The sequence below is a fragment of the Microbacterium sediminis genome, assembly GCF_004564075.1.
In the GTDB taxonomy this organism is placed as follows: Bacteria; Actinomycetota; Actinomycetes; order Actinomycetales; family Microbacteriaceae; genus Microbacterium; species Microbacterium sediminis.
Genome location: NZ_CP038256.1, coordinates 1,669,895 through 1,682,825, shown reverse-complemented (window position 1 = coordinate 1,682,825; position 12,931 = coordinate 1,669,895). Strand labels below are relative to the sequence as shown.

14 protein-coding genes and 1 tRNA gene are annotated in these 12,931 nt (G+C 71.4%); 10 read left to right on the top strand and 5 right to left on the bottom strand.

Going from position 1 to position 12,931, the window contains the following annotated elements:
• The first annotated feature begins 77 nt into the window (after positions 1–77).
• Entirely contained in the window at positions 78–944 is an 867-nt protein-coding gene (locus E3O41_RS07985) for a serine hydrolase domain-containing protein (RefSeq protein WP_067023955.1), read from the top strand.
• 2 nt (positions 945–946) lie between these two features.
• Here the strand turns inward: E3O41_RS07985 and E3O41_RS07980 are convergent, their stop codons facing one another.
• Entirely contained in the window at positions 947–1,168 is a 222-nt protein-coding gene (locus E3O41_RS07980) for an SCO4848 family membrane protein (protein WP_067023952.1), read from the bottom strand.
• A 3-nt stretch (positions 1,169–1,171) separates the two neighbouring features.
• Complete coding sequence (locus tag E3O41_RS07975; protein ID WP_067023949.1) at positions 1,172–1,807, bottom strand: MBL fold metallo-hydrolase; 636 nt, start codon at positions 1,805–1,807, stop codon at positions 1,172–1,174.
• A gap of 167 nt (positions 1,808–1,974) precedes the next feature.
• On the opposite strand from E3O41_RS07975, the gene E3O41_RS07970 reads away from it, so the two are divergent.
• The 8 genes from E3O41_RS07970 (at position 1,975) to E3O41_RS07935 (ending at position 10,032) form a co-directional block, all read left to right on the top strand.
• A tRNA-Glu gene (locus E3O41_RS07970) sits at positions 1,975–2,047 on the top strand.
• Between the two features lie 327 nt (positions 2,048–2,374).
• Positions 2,375–3,451: a TerC family protein gene (locus E3O41_RS07965; protein ID WP_067023947.1), complete on the top strand. Its 1,077-nt coding sequence runs from the start codon at positions 2,375–2,377 to the stop codon at positions 3,449–3,451.
• A 224-nt stretch (positions 3,452–3,675) separates the two neighbouring features.
• The gene (leuC, locus tag E3O41_RS07960) at positions 3,676–5,139 is read left to right on the top strand and encodes a 3-isopropylmalate dehydratase large subunit (protein WP_067023943.1); all 1,464 of its coding nucleotides are present in this window, start codon (positions 3,676–3,678) and stop codon (positions 5,137–5,139) included.
• A 1-nt stretch (position 5,140) separates the two neighbouring features.
• On the top strand, positions 5,141–5,737 hold the full coding sequence (gene leuD / locus E3O41_RS07955) for a 3-isopropylmalate dehydratase small subunit (RefSeq protein ID WP_067023938.1): 597 nt from the start codon (positions 5,141–5,143) through the stop codon (positions 5,735–5,737).
• An 84-nt stretch (positions 5,738–5,821) separates the two neighbouring features.
• Positions 5,822–7,180 carry a UDP-N-acetylglucosamine 1-carboxyvinyltransferase gene (gene murA / locus E3O41_RS07950; protein WP_067023934.1) on the top strand — a complete coding sequence of 453 codons (1,359 nt, stop codon included), beginning with the start codon at positions 5,822–5,824 and terminating at the stop codon, positions 7,178–7,180.
• Complete coding sequence (locus tag E3O41_RS07945; protein ID WP_067023932.1) at positions 7,177–7,923, top strand: lysophospholipid acyltransferase family protein; 747 nt, start codon at positions 7,177–7,179, stop codon at positions 7,921–7,923. Before murA ends, E3O41_RS07945 begins: the two co-directional genes overlap by 4 nt.
• Positions 7,923–9,038 carry an NAD(P)H-dependent glycerol-3-phosphate dehydrogenase gene (locus E3O41_RS07940; RefSeq protein WP_135012231.1) on the top strand — a complete coding sequence of 372 codons (1,116 nt, stop codon included), beginning with the start codon at positions 7,923–7,925 and terminating at the stop codon, positions 9,036–9,038. Before E3O41_RS07945 ends, E3O41_RS07940 begins: the two co-directional genes overlap by 1 nt.
• Positions 8,938–10,032: a D-alanine--D-alanine ligase family protein gene (locus E3O41_RS07935; protein WP_067023908.1), complete on the top strand. Its 1,095-nt coding sequence runs from the start codon at positions 8,938–8,940 to the stop codon at positions 10,030–10,032. The genes E3O41_RS07940 and E3O41_RS07935 overlap by 101 nt, the downstream gene beginning before the upstream one ends.
• A 3-nt stretch (positions 10,033–10,035) precedes the next feature.
• Here the strand turns inward: E3O41_RS07935 and E3O41_RS07930 are convergent, their stop codons facing one another.
• A complete protein-coding gene (locus E3O41_RS07930; protein WP_067023905.1) occupies positions 10,036–10,503 on the bottom strand; it encodes a DUF3515 family protein in 468 nt (155 codons plus the stop codon).
• A 122-nt stretch (positions 10,504–10,625) separates the two neighbouring features.
• Between E3O41_RS07930 and thiL the strand changes: the two genes are divergently transcribed.
• Positions 10,626–11,600, top strand: a complete 975-nt coding sequence (gene thiL / locus E3O41_RS07925) for a thiamine-phosphate kinase (protein ID WP_067023901.1) — start codon at positions 10,626–10,628, stop codon at positions 11,598–11,600.
• A gap of 26 nt (positions 11,601–11,626) precedes the next feature.
• On the opposite strand, the gene E3O41_RS07920 is transcribed toward thiL, so the two are convergent.
• Positions 11,627–12,181: an RBBP9/YdeN family alpha/beta hydrolase gene (locus E3O41_RS07920; RefSeq protein WP_067023898.1), complete on the bottom strand. Its 555-nt coding sequence runs from the start codon at positions 12,179–12,181 to the stop codon at positions 11,627–11,629.
• Between the two features lie 20 nt (positions 12,182–12,201).
• Positions 12,202–12,909, bottom strand: coding sequence for an SOS response-associated peptidase (locus tag E3O41_RS07915; protein ID WP_067023895.1), 708 nt, complete (start codon positions 12,907–12,909; stop codon positions 12,202–12,204).
• Positions 12,910–12,931: the final 22 nt, after the last annotated feature.

Sequence of the window (12,931 nt, the reverse complement as noted above, 5' to 3'; positions counted from 1 at the left end):
CACAGTCGTCCCTCCGCGCCCGCCGATCGCGAGCGCGGCGCCGAGATCTGCCCGCGCGCCGCCGAGGCGGAGGAGGCGTGAGCCGCGCACAGGCCGTGCTCGATCGCCTTGCCCGCGACATCGAGGCCAACGGGTTCGTCGCCCACGGCGCGCACGTGCGGATCGGCGACGAGGTCGCCGAGCGGCGCTGGACGCCCGACGTGCGCGAGGAGATCCACTCCGTCGCGAAGGCGGTCGCCGTGCTGTCGGCCGGCATCGCCGCCGACGAGGGCCGGTTCGACATCGATGCGCCTGTCGCGTCGTACCTGCCCGGCGTGCGGCTCGGCGAGGGCGTGGGCGAGGTGACCACGCGCCACCTGCTGACCATGACGAGCGGCATCGACCTGCCTTGGTCGGAGACGATGTTCGAGGACTGGCCGGATCTCGCCCACGAGTTCCTCGGTCGGCCCAGTCGCGGCCGCGTGTTCCAGTATGCGAATGCCAGCACGTACACGGCCATGCGCGCCCTGGCGACCGCGGTCGGCGACGTGGGCGCGTGGGCGTCCGCGCGCCTCTTCGAGCCGCTCGGCATTCCGGACGTGACCTGGCGTCGCTGTCCGCTCGGAGCGGTGCTCGGCGGTGAGGGCATCGCGCTGCGCACCGGCGAGCTCGCGCGGCTCGGCCTGCTGATCCGCGACCGCGGCCTGTGGCGCGGGGAGCGGATCGTCTCGGCCGACTGGATCGACGCCATGCACGAGGACGGGGTCCCGGCGGGGAGGAACCCCGGGTACGAGCGGTACGCGCTCGGCGGCTGGGCGGGCCCGGGCGACGCCTGGCGCCTGCACGGCGCGCACGGGCAGCTGCTGATCTTCGCCGGCGACGCCGTGATCACCCTCACGGCGCACGACCACTTCGGGGCCGATCGGATCGCGCGGGCCGCGGTCGACGCCGTCGCCGCGGCCTGAGCTCAGCGCCAGCCGATCAGCACCGCGCCGCCGGCGAGGGCCGAGCCGAGGGCCAGGAGCAGCGCGAGTCCGATGAGGATCGCGTGCACCGTGAGGAAGCGCGTCGGGCGGCCGCTCTCGTCGCGGGCGCGCGGATCATCCGAGACCCGCTTCCAGAAGCGCGGCCAGACGATCACGTTGAACGCCGCGTTGACGAGCAGCAGCAGGGCGAGGAAGTTCTCCACGGCTCAGACGTCCAGCTCGTCGCCGGGGGCGAGGTCGACCAGCTCGCCGCCGTTCTGCTCGGCCGCCCACGCCAGGCGCGAGGCGTGCATGGTGCGCGCCGAGACGGACAGCGTCATGTCGTGGGTGGGGAAGGCCCGCTCCGGCGCCACGGCCAGGACGAAGTCCATCGCCTCGCCGAGCTTGAGCCACGGCGCGCCGATCGGCGCGGCCAGCACGGGGACCTTCGCGTCGGGCACCGCGAACGAGTCGCCCGGGTAGTACAGGCGATCGTTGATCATGACGCCCACGTTGTCGACGAGCGGGATGCTCTCGTGGATCTGCGCGTGCACGCCGCCGAAGAAGCGCAGCGTGAACGCGCCGACCGTCACGGTGTCGCCGGGCGCGACCACGGTGATGTCGTAGCCCTCGGCGGCGTCGGCCACGCCCTGCGGCGCGTAGATGGGCACGCGGGGCGCGACCTGCGCGAGGTGATCCAGCTGGGCGGGCGTCCAGTGATCGCGGTGCTCGTGCGTGATGACGACGCCGACGAGATCGTGCAGGGCATCGAGCGGGGTGGTGAAGCTCCCCGGATCGACCACGAGGGTGTCGCCCTGGTCGTGCAGGCGGAGGGTGGCGTGTTCGTGCTTCGTGACGCGCATACGCTCATCCAACCACCGCGGCCCGCGCGCCGGCTCGGAAACCCTCCACCCGGCGCGACACGCGCGGGCGGCGCGAGGGGACCGTCTCGATTTGTTCGGACCGTCGAACTCGTGGCATACTCTTCTAGTTGCCCCGGTGACGGAGGCAACGAAAACAACTCAAGAACGGCCCCATCGTATAGCGGCCTAGTACGCCGCCCTCTCACGGCGGTAACGCGGGTTCGAATCCCGCTGGGGTCACCGTTCAGAAAACCCCCGGTTCCTTGGAACCGGGGGTTTTCTCGTTCCCGCCGCGCCGCCGCAGAGGTATGAGAAGTGGTCGGATCGGGCGATCCGAAACCGCCCTTTCTCACACCTTCTCGATCCGGGACGGGCATCGGGGCGCCGCGGGGGCGCGCGGCCGGGAAGGGTCCGCGCGCGCGATACCCTGGAGGTGCGAGAGGGAGTATCCCGTCAGCGCGCACTCGTCATCACGAGCCCCGATGAAGCGGCTCCGGTTGCGCACCGCGATCGTCGCGGGGGAGAGACTTTCGGATTCCGTCGTCCCCTCCGAAAGGCATTCCGCCCTTGGACATTCCTGTCTGGTTCCAGATCGGCTCGCTCGTCGTGCTGACGGTGATCCTCATCGCCGACCTGCTGCTGATCCTGAAGCGGCCGCACATCCCCTCCACCAAGGAATCGGCGCTGTGGGTCGCGTTCTACGTGACCCTCGCGCTCGTGTTCGCCGTGGTGCTGTGGCTCATCGGCGACAGCGAGCACGCGGTGCAGTTCGTGAGCGGATGGCTGACCGAGTACAGCCTCTCGATCGACAACCTTTTCGTCTTCGTGCTGATCATGACGCAGTTCTCGGTGCCCCGCCGCTACCAGCAGGAGGTGCTGATGGTGGGCATCATCATCGCGCTCGTGCTGCGCGCCGCGTTCATCCTGCTCGGCGCCGCGCTGATCGAGAACTTCAGCTGGATCTTCTACATCTTCGGCGCGTTCCTCGTCTACACGGCGGCCCGTCAGGTGTTCGAGAACGAGCATCAGGAGGAGGCGAACGCCGAGAGCTTCATCGTGCGCGTGCTGCGCCGGTTCATCCCGATCCACGACGAGTACGACGGCGCCAAGCTGCGCACTGTCGTCGACGGCAAGAAGATCCTCACGCCGATGGTCATCGTGTTCGTCTCGATCGGCGTGACCGACCTCATCTTCGCGATCGACTCGATCCCCGCGATCTTCGGCATCACGCAGGAGCCGTTCCTCGTCTTCGCCGCCAACCTGTTCGCGCTCATGGGTCTGCGGCAGCTGTACTTCCTGCTGGGCGATCTGCTCGACCGCCTGCGCTATCTCAAGTACGGCGTCGCGTTCATCCTGGCCTTCATCGGCGTGAAGCTGTTCCTGCACGCCCTGCACGTGAACGAGCTGCCCTTCATCAACGGCGGAGACCACGTCGACTGGGCTCCGGAGATCAGCAACTGGGCGTCGCTCGGCGTCATCATCGCCTCGATCGTCGTCGCGACGATCGCCAGCCTCGTGGCCAACGCCGTCGAGGCTCGGCGCGCCCCGGCGGGCGACGCGCCGGCTGCCGGGCCCGTGTCGTTCGAGTCGGCCGACGACGAGCCGGCGTTCTCGGAGGAGACGCGCAAGCACAACGAGCGCTGACATTTCGCACAGCCGAAGCGGGATCCTGCTCAACGAGTGGGGTCCCGCTTCGGCGTTTTCTGTGCACGATGTGCGCGAAACGGGCATTGCGGTGACAGAGTGCTACGCTGGCCCACATGCGAGCGGTGCTTCTTCTTCTCCGCCGCGCCGAGTCGTCGTCCTAGGGCCAGGCTCGTCGCGGAGTCACGTGATGCGCCCGATCCGACGACGACACCCGGAATGACATGACGACTGCACACATCCCCGAGCACCCCCGCACGCTGGCCGAGAAGGTCTGGGACGCCCACGTGGTGTCCAAGGGCGAGAACGGTCAGCCCGACCTGATCTACATCGATCTCCACCTGGTCCACGAGGTCACCAGCCCCCAGGCGTTCGACGGCCTGCGCGCCGAGGGCCGCCCGGTGCGCCGCCCCGACCTGACGATCGCGACCGAGGACCACAACACCCCGACGCTCGATATCGACAAGCCGATCGCCGACCTCACCAGCCGCACCCAGATCGAGACGCTGCGCCGCAACGCCGCCGAGTTCGGCATCCGCCTGCACTCGCTGGGCGACGCCGAGCAGGGCATCGTGCACGTCGTCGGCCCGCAGCTCGGACTGACCATGCCCGGGATCACCGTGGTGTGCGGCGACAGCCACACCTCCACGCACGGCGCGTTCGGCGCCATGGCCTTCGGCATCGGCACGAGCGAGGTCGAGCACGTCCTGGCCACGCAGACCCTGCCGCTGAAGCCGTTCAAGACGATGGCGATCACCGTCGAGGGCGAGCTGAAGCCGGGCGTGACGGCGAAGGACATCATCCTCGCGGTCATCGCCAAGATCGGCACCGGCGGCGGGCAGGGCTACGTGCTCGAGTACCGCGGCAGCGCGATCCGCTCCCTCTCGATGGAGGGGCGCATGACGATCTGCAACATGTCGATCGAGGCCGGCGCGCGCGCGGGCATGGTCGCCCCGGACGAGACGACGTTCGCGTACCTCAAGGGCCGCCCCCACGCGCCGCAGGGCGCCGACTGGGACGAGGCCGTGGCGTACTGGAAGACGCTGCCCACCGACGAGGGCGCGGTGTTCGACGCCGAGATCTTCATCGACGCGAACGAGCTGGAGCCGTTCGTCACGTGGGGCACCAACCCCGGCCAGGGCGTGAACCTGGGCGACCGCGTGCCCGACCCGGCGGCGATCGAGGACGAGGGCGAGCGCAAGGCCGCCGAGCGCGCGCTGGAGTACATGGACCTCGCCCCGGGCACGCCGATGAAGGAGATCGCCGTCGACGCGGTCTTCATGGGCTCGTGCACGAACAGCCGGATCGAGGATCTGCGCGCGTTCGCGTCGATCATCAAGGGCCGCAGGAAGGCCGAGGGCGTGCGCGTCATGGTCGTGCCCGGCTCCGCCCGGGTGCGCCTGGAGGCGGAGGCCGAGGGGATCGACAAGATCGTCGAGGAGTTCGGCGGCGAGTGGCGCTTCGCCGGCTGCTCCATGTGCCTGGGCATGAACCCCGACCAGCTCGCACCGGGGGAGCGCTGCGCCTCGACGAGCAACCGCAACTTCGAGGGACGCCAGGGCAAGGGCGGCCGCACCCACCTGGTCTCGCCGCTCGTGGCCGCCGCCACGGCCGTGCGGGGCACGCTGTCGGGACCGGCGGATCTCGCCCCGCTCGACGCGCCGGCGTTCGCGGGACAGGAGGCCTGACATGGAGAAGTTCACGACGCACACCGGCGTGGCCGCACCTCTGAAGCGCTCCAACGTCGACACGGACCAGATCATCCCGGCGGTGTTCCTCAAGCGCGTCACGAAGACCGGCTTCGAGGACGCCCTCTTCCACGGCTGGCGCCAGGACCCCGAGTTCGTGCTGAACCAGGAGCCGTTCCGCGGCGCGTCGATCCTCGTGGCCGGGCCGGACTTCGGCACCGGCTCGAGCCGCGAGCACGCGGTGTGGGCGTTGCGCGACTACGGGTTCCGCGTGGTGCTGAGCCCGAAGTTCGCCGACATCTTCCGCGGCAACTCGGGCAAGCAGGGCCTCGTCACGGGCATCGTCTCGGAGGGCGACCTGCACCGCATCTGGGCGGCGATCGACGCGCAGCCGGGCGTGGAGATGACGGTGGATCTGACGACGCGCACCGCCGCTGTCGGCGACTTCACGGCCCCGTTCGAGATCGACGATTACACTAGGTGGCGGCTCCTCGAAGGGCTCGACGACATCGGGCTCGCGCTGCGCGAGGCAGATGCGATCACGCAGTTCGAGGCCCGCCGCGAGGCGTGGCGGCCACGCACCCTCCCGGTGACGTGAGCCCGGCCGGAGGCCCCCGAACGGGGCAGACGGCCCCCGAACGGCGGTAACCAGCCGCCCCGACGATGTGAGGCCACCTGCACCATGACTCTTCTCGGCACCACGGAGCCCAGCCAGCGCGTCGACGCTGACATCATCGAGATCCGCGGCGGGCACCCCCTGAAGGGTCAGGTGGACGTCCGCGGCGCGAAGAACCTCGCCACCAAGGCGATGGTCGCCTCGCTGCTCGGTGAGACCCCCAGCATCCTGCGCGACGTGCCGGACATCCGCGACGTGGAGGTCGTCCGCTCGCTGCTCGAGGTGCACGGCGTGCACGTGACGCCGGGCGAGGAGCCCGGATCGCTCGTGCTCGACCCGGCCGGCGCCAAGTCCGCGACGTTCGACGAGATCGACGCGCACGCCGGCTCGTCGCGCATCCCGATCCTCTTCTGCGGTCCGCTGCTGCACCTGCTGGGTCAGGCGTTCATCCCCGACCTCGGCGGCTGCCGCATCGGCGACCGCCCGATCGACTTCCACCTCGACGCGCTGCGCAAGTTCGGCGCGATCGTCGACAAGCAGCCCAGCGGCATCCGCCTGTCGGCCCCCGAGGGCCTGCACGGTGCCACGATCGAGCTGCCGTACCCGAGCGTCGGCGCGACCGAGCAGGTGCTGCTCACGGCCGTCAAGGCGAAGGGCGTCACGGAGCTGCGCAACGCGGCGATCGAGCCGGAGATCATGGATCTCATCGGCGTGCTGCAGAAGATGGGCGCGATCATCTCCTACGAGCCCAACCGCGTCATCTTCATCGAGGGCGTCGAGGAGCTGCGCGGCTACGACCACCGCAGCCTGTTCGACCGCAACGAGGCCGTGTCGTGGGCGTGCGCCGCGCTCGTGACCGACGGCGAGATCTTCGTCAAGGGCGCGCGCCAGTACGAGCTGCTGACCTTCCTCAACGTGTTCCGCAAGGTCGGCGGCGACTTCGACATCACCGACGAGGGCATCACGTTCCGCCGCGGTGAGAAGCCGCTCAAGCCCGTCATGGTCGAGACCGACGTGCACCCCGGCTTCATGACCGACTGGCAGCAGCCGCTGATCGTCGCCCTCACCCAGGCCGAGGGCACCTCGGTGGTGCACGAGACGGTCTACGAGAACCGCCTGGGCTTCACCAAGGCGCTCGTGCAGATGGGCGCCGACATCGTCGTGCACCCGCACGGCATCGCCGACCCCAAGCGCCGCGTGCCTCGCCGCGAGCTCGAGCAGGCCGCCGTCATCAACGGCCCCACGCCGCTGCACGGCGCCGACATCGTCGTGCCCGACCTGCGCGGCGGCTACGCCTACGTGATCGCCGCCCTCGCCGCCACCGGCACCTCGCGCGTCACCGGGATCCGCCTGCTCAGCCGCGGCTACGAGCGGTTCCTGGACAAGCTGCGCGCCCTCGGCGCCGACTTCGACGTCGTGGGCTGAGCGTGGCGCCGAAGACTCCGGAGCGCAGGAAGCCGGGGGCCGTCTTCCGCGTGCTCGCCGCCGTGGTCGTGCCGCTGTACGGCTGGTTCGCGAAGATCGAGATCCGCGACGCACACAAGCTGCCCGCGGACGGCGCGTTCGTGATGGCGCCCAACCACCACAGCGAGATCGACCCGCTCACGGTGGCCGTGGCGACGTGGAAGATCGGACGGCTCCCGCGGTTCCTCGCCAAGGAGAGCTTGTTCCGCGTGCCCGTCCTCGGCGCGGCCCTGCGCGGCACCGGCATGGTGCCCGTCGCCCGCGGCAACCAGGGCTCGCAGGCGCTGCGGCAGGCCAAGGTCCTCGTCGAGAACCGCAGCGGCGTGATCGTCTACCCCGAGGGCACGCTCACCCGCGATCCCGGCCTGTGGCCGATGCGCGGCAAGGCGGGCGCGGTGCGGATCGCCCTCGCCGGCGGGATCCCGGTAATCCCCGTCGCGCACTGGGGTGAGCAGCAGTACATGCCGCGCTACGGCAAGCTCAAGCTCTGGCCCCCGCGCCGCCCCGTGACGTTCGTCGTGGGCGACCCCGTCGACCTGTCCGACCTCGCCGACCGCGCACAGTCGCGCGCGGCGCTCGAGGAGGGCACCGAGCGCGTCATGGCCGCCATCACGGCGCTGCTGGAGGAGCTGCGGGGTGAGAAGGCCCCCGAGCAGCGGTGGGACCCTGCCCAGCACGGGCAAGCCGAGACGGGACGGATGTGATGGGCCCGAAGGTCGCCGTGCTCGGAGCCGGCAGCTGGGGCACCACCTTCGGCAAGGTCCTCGCCGACGGCGGCGCCCGCGTGACGATGTGGGCCAGGCGCCCCGAGCAGGCCCACGAGATCGACGAGGCCAAGCGCAACTCGCAGTACCTGCCGGGCATCAACCTGCCCCGCTCGATCCGCGCCACCCACCGCCTGGCCAAGGCCGTCGAGGGCGCCGAGCAGATCTACCTGTCGGTGCCCAGCAAGACCGCGCGCGAGGCGCTCAAGCAGTTGCGGCCGCTCGTGGCCCGCTCGGACGCGCCGATCGTGAGCCTCATGAAGGGCGTCGAGAAGCGCTCGGGCATGCGCATGAGCCAGGTGATCGAGGAGGTCCTGGGCTGCGACCCGGACCGCATCGCCGTGGCCAGCGGCCCCAACCTCGCGCTCGAGATCGCGCGCGAGCAGCCCACGGCCGCCGTGGTGTCGTCGACCAGCCTCGAGACGGCGGAGCTGATCGCCCGCACGGCGTCCAACCCGTACTTCCGCACGTTCGTCAACACCGACGTGGCCGGCACGGAGTTCGGCGGCGTGCTCAAGAACCTCATCGCCGTCGCGATCGGCATCGTCGACGGCGTCGGCTACGGCGAGAACACGAAGGCGTCGATCATCACGCGCGGCCTCGTGGAGATGACCGACTTCGCGGTCGCGTACGGCGCCCAGGCCGAGACGATGCACGGTCTGGCGGGGCTGGGCGATCTGATCGCCACGTGCCAGTCGCCGCTGAGCCGCAACAACACGGCCGGCCGGCTGCTCGGCCAGGGATACACGCTGCAGGACGTCGTCTCGCACATGGAGCAGACGGCCGAGGGGCTGGGCTCGGTGGAGCCCATGCTCAAGCTCGCGCGCGCCAAGGGCGTGGAGATGCCGATCGTGCAGCAGGTCAAGATGGTGCTCGACGGGACGATGAACCCGAAGGACATCGCGCCGCACCTGACCACCGATGACGACACCCCGCAGGGCGAGAGGACGCAGAATGGCCAAGACGACCGTGGCGGTGCTCTTCGGAGGGCGTTCCAGCGAGCACGCGATCTCTTCCGCGACGGCGGGGGGAGTGCTCGGCGCGATCGATCGTGACCGCTACGCCGTGATCCCCGTGGGGATCACGCGCGAGGGGGTGTTCGTCCTCGAGCAGGACGATCCGTCGCGGTTCGCGCTGGACGCGCAGAAGCTGCCCGAGGTCGTCGACAACGGCACGCGCGTGCTGTGGCCGATGCCCGGCGAGGGGCGCGAGCTGCGCGTGCGTCGCGACGACGGGACGATCGAGTCCCTCGGCGACGTCGACGTGGTGCTGCCGATCCTGCACGGCGTGCACGGCGAGGACGGCACGATGCAGGGCTTCCTCGACATCCTCGAGATCCCGTACGCCGGCGGCGGCGTGCTGGATTCCGCGATGTGCATGGACAAGCACTTCATGAAGATCGCCCTCCAGGCCGAGGGCATCGCGGTGGCGCCCTGGGTGACCGTGCGCGCGTCGCAGTGGGCCTCGGAGCCGGAGGCGGTCCGGGGGCGGATCGACGCGCTCGGCTACCCGGTGTTCGTCAAGCCCGCCCGCGCCGGATCGAGCGTCGGCGTGTCGAAGGCGCACGACGCGTCCGAGCTCGACGAGGCGATGCGCGTGGCGTTCGCGGAGGACGACAAGGTGCTCGTCGAGGTCGGCATGGTCGGCCGCGAGATCGAGGTCGCGGTGCTCGAGGGCCGTGGTGGCGAGGCGACGCGCACCTCGCTGCCGGGCGAGATCGTGCTCACCACGCGCGAGTTCTACGACTTCGAGGGCAAGTACCTCGGCGGCGACGGCGCGGAGGTCGTGTGTCCCGCGCAGCTGACCGACGACGAGATCGCGCGGATTCGCGAGGTCGGGGCCCGGGCGTTCGACGCCGTCGACGGCCGCGGGCTCGCGCGCGTGGACGTGTTCCTGACCGACGCGGGAGAGGTCGTCGTCAACGAGCTCAACACCATGCCGGGCTTCACGCCGATCTCGATGTACCCGAAGTGCTGGATCGCGTCGGGGCTGAGCTACGCCGACCTCATCGCCGAGCTCATCGAGCTCGGGCTCGAGCGGGCGGCGTAGGGCCTACTCGACGGGCGTCGCCTCGTCGGGGTCCACACACGCGCCGGTGACCTCGAGGGTCGAGACCGCCGCCGACAGCGCCTGCACGACGTCGCCGCCCGAGATCACCTCGGTGTCCACCGACACGATCACGGCGGGGTTGCGACCGTAGGTCGCGAGCGACTGCCGCGGGAAGTCCTCGTCGTTGACGACCCAGTCCACGCCGCCCACGCGCACGCACTGCAGCGTGGTGGGGGCGAGCTCCTCGAGCCCGCAGCCGAGCACCACCGCCTCGTCGCCCCACGCAGCCGTGGCCTGCGCGTCGGTCCACTGCCGCTTCAGGTCGCCCAGTGCGTCGGGCAGGCGCACCGACACCTCGGCGCACGCCTCGCTGTTCGCCAGCGGCTGGGCCTCGAGGTGAACGGTCGCGGCGCATCCCGAGAGCGCGAGACCGGCGGTCGCGACGGCGATGGCGAGGAGGCGACGGATCACCCCTCCAGGGTAGGCGCCCGCGCCGTGTGGAACCGCTGTGCGCGGCACGGCGTGGGCGTGGGCCCGTGCCGGCGGCGGCCCCGGTTCGGCGGGCGCGGGGCGCCGCGGCTACGCTGACGGGAATGGACACGACCGTCGGCGACCTGAGCGAGCGAGAGGTGCTGCGGCGCATCGCGGCACGCACGGGACGCGCGTCGGCGGCCCTCGTCGGCCCGGGCGACGACGCGGCCGTGGTGGCGGCGCCCGCGGGATCCGTGGTGGCGACGACCGACACCCTCGTGCACGGCCCGGACTTCCGCCTGGCATGGTCCCGCGGCTACGACCTGGGCTGGAAGGCCGCCGCGGTCAACCTGGCCGACGTGGCGGCGATGGGTGCGCGCCCGACGGCGCTGCTCGTGGCCCTGGCGATGCCCGCCGACACGCGGATCGCGTTCGTCGAGGCGCTGGCCGACGGCCTGCGCGAGGCGTGCGAGGCGCTCGCGCCGGGGTGCGCGGTCGTGGGCGGCGACCTGACGGTCTCGGACACGCTCACGGTCGCCGTCACCGCCCTGGGCGATCTCGAGGGCCGCGCACCGGTGCTGCGATCGGGCGCCGAGCCGGGCGACGTCGTCGCGATCGCCGGCGAGCTGGGCCTCGCCGGCCGCGGCCTCGCGATCCTCTTCGGGCGCTTCCGCGATGCCGCGGGCGACCCGGTGCCGGTCGATGCGGCGGCCCTCCGCGCGGGGGAGGCGGCGCTGCTGGAGGCGCAGCTGCGGCCGGCGCCCCCGATCGGCCTCGGCGCGATGGCCGCGGTGGCCGGCGCGAAGGCGATGATGGACGTCTCCGACGGCCTCGCCCTCGACGCCAGCCGGATGGCCGAGGCCTCGGGCGTGGCGATCGACCTGGACCCCTCGGGTCTCGGGCCGGACGTCGCGGCCGCGCTGGAGGGCGGCGAGGACCACGCGCTGCTGGCGACGTTCGCCGCCGAGCCGCTGCCGCCCGGGTTCCGCGCGATCGGCCGGGTGCGCGAGGGCTCGGGGGTGCTCGTCGACGGCGCACCGTACGACCGCCGCGGCGGCTGGGATCCCTACGCCGACTGGGACGCGCGCACCGGCTGAGCGCCGGCCGGTCCGCGCGGTCGCGGTCAGCCCAGGACCGCGTCGCGCGCCGCCTCGAGGGTGAGGTTGCCGTCGGCGCCGAGGAAGTGACCGGCGCCGGGCACGACGATCGCCTCGGCGCCGAGCGCGCGGGCGAGGGCGTCGGTGAGCGAGGGCGGCACGATCGTGTCGTCGTCGGAGCGGATGAGCGTGACCCGATCGATGCGCTCGCTCATGGCCGCGACGTCGAGGCCGTCGCCGATGAATGCGTCGAGCGCCGCGAAGCCCGGCAGCCTCTCGAGGAAGCCGCTGACGAGCACGAGGGCGCCGAGCCGCGCGTCGGGGCCGGCGTCGGCGAACACCCGCAGCGCCGTGAGGCAGCCGAGGCTGTGGGCGATGATCGCGGTGTGCTCGTCGGGCGTGCCGATGGCCTCGGCGGCGCGGGAGCGCCACACGTCCTCGCGGGGATCGAGCGGATCCGGCAGCGTGGGGATCGCGGTCTCGACGCCCGCGGCGGTGAGCTGCTCGGCCAGCCACGGGAACCAGTGGGAGGTCGGATCGGCCCCGTAGCCGTGGATGATGATCGCGCGCGTGATGCTCATGGCACGACTGTAGCGAGGCCTCAGACGGGCTCGATGAGCTCCGGGGTGTTGTTGCGCACGTTGCCCACGGCGGAGTCGACGGGGTAGTACTCGAGGCCCTCCGCGACCCGCGGGGCGTCGTCCAGCGCGGCGTCGAGCACGTCGCGCGGGTGCGTGATGGTGGGATCGAGCCACGCGTCGGCGTGCTCGGAGTCGACGAACACCGGCATGCGCCCGTGGATCGAGCCGAGCGCGCCGATCGACTCGCGCGTGAGGATCGTGAAGCTCAGCACCCACCGCTGCGGATCGTCGTCGGCCTTGGACGGGTCCTTCCACCACTCGTAGAGGCCGGCGAACAGCAGCGGGGAGCCGTCGGCGGGGTGGATGAAGTGCGGCACCTTCCGGTCGGTCTGCTGCTGCCACTCGTAGTACCCGGTGGCGGGGACGATCGCGCGGCGCTTGGCGAGGGCCTTCTGGAACATGCGCTTGTCCTCGAGCTCCTCGGCCCGGGCGTTGAAGGCGCGCGCGCCGATCGAGACGTCCTTCGCCCACGAGGGCACGAGGCCCCAGCGCGCCCGCTCGAGCCGGCGCGTGGGGGGATCGGTCTTGGCCGAGTCGAGCACGATGGCGACCGGATCGGTCGGGGCCACGTTGTACGACGGCTCGGGCAGATCGTCGCCCACGAGATCCACGCGCAGCTCGCTGACGAGCTCCCCGCCCACGTTGACCACGACGAACCGTCCGCACATGCCGCCAGACTACGGCGGGGGT

Excerpts from the sequence above, each read along its gene's own strand:
- thiL (WP_067023901.1), top strand. The coding sequence starts at position 10,626 with ATGGACACGACCGTCGGCGACCTGAGCGAGCGAGAGGTGCTGCGGCGC.
- E3O41_RS07920 (WP_067023898.1), bottom strand. The coding sequence starts at position 12,181 with ATGAGCATCACGCGCGCGATCATCATCCACGGCTACGGGGCCGATCCG.
- E3O41_RS07935 (WP_067023908.1), top strand. The coding sequence starts at position 8,938 with ATGGCCAAGACGACCGTGGCGGTGCTCTTCGGAGGGCGTTCCAGCGAG.
- leuD (WP_067023938.1), top strand. The coding sequence starts at position 5,141 with ATGGAGAAGTTCACGACGCACACCGGCGTGGCCGCACCTCTGAAGCGC.
- E3O41_RS07915 (WP_067023895.1), bottom strand. The coding sequence starts at position 12,909 with ATGTGCGGACGGTTCGTCGTGGTCAACGTGGGCGGGGAGCTCGTCAGC.
- murA (WP_067023934.1), top strand. The coding sequence starts at position 5,822 with ATGACTCTTCTCGGCACCACGGAGCCCAGCCAGCGCGTCGACGCTGAC.
- E3O41_RS07940 (WP_135012231.1), top strand. The coding sequence starts at position 7,923 with ATGGGCCCGAAGGTCGCCGTGCTCGGAGCCGGCAGCTGGGGCACCACC.
- leuC (WP_067023943.1), top strand. The coding sequence starts at position 3,676 with ATGACGACTGCACACATCCCCGAGCACCCCCGCACGCTGGCCGAGAAG.
- E3O41_RS07975 (WP_067023949.1), bottom strand. The coding sequence starts at position 1,807 with ATGCGCGTCACGAAGCACGAACACGCCACCCTCCGCCTGCACGACCAG.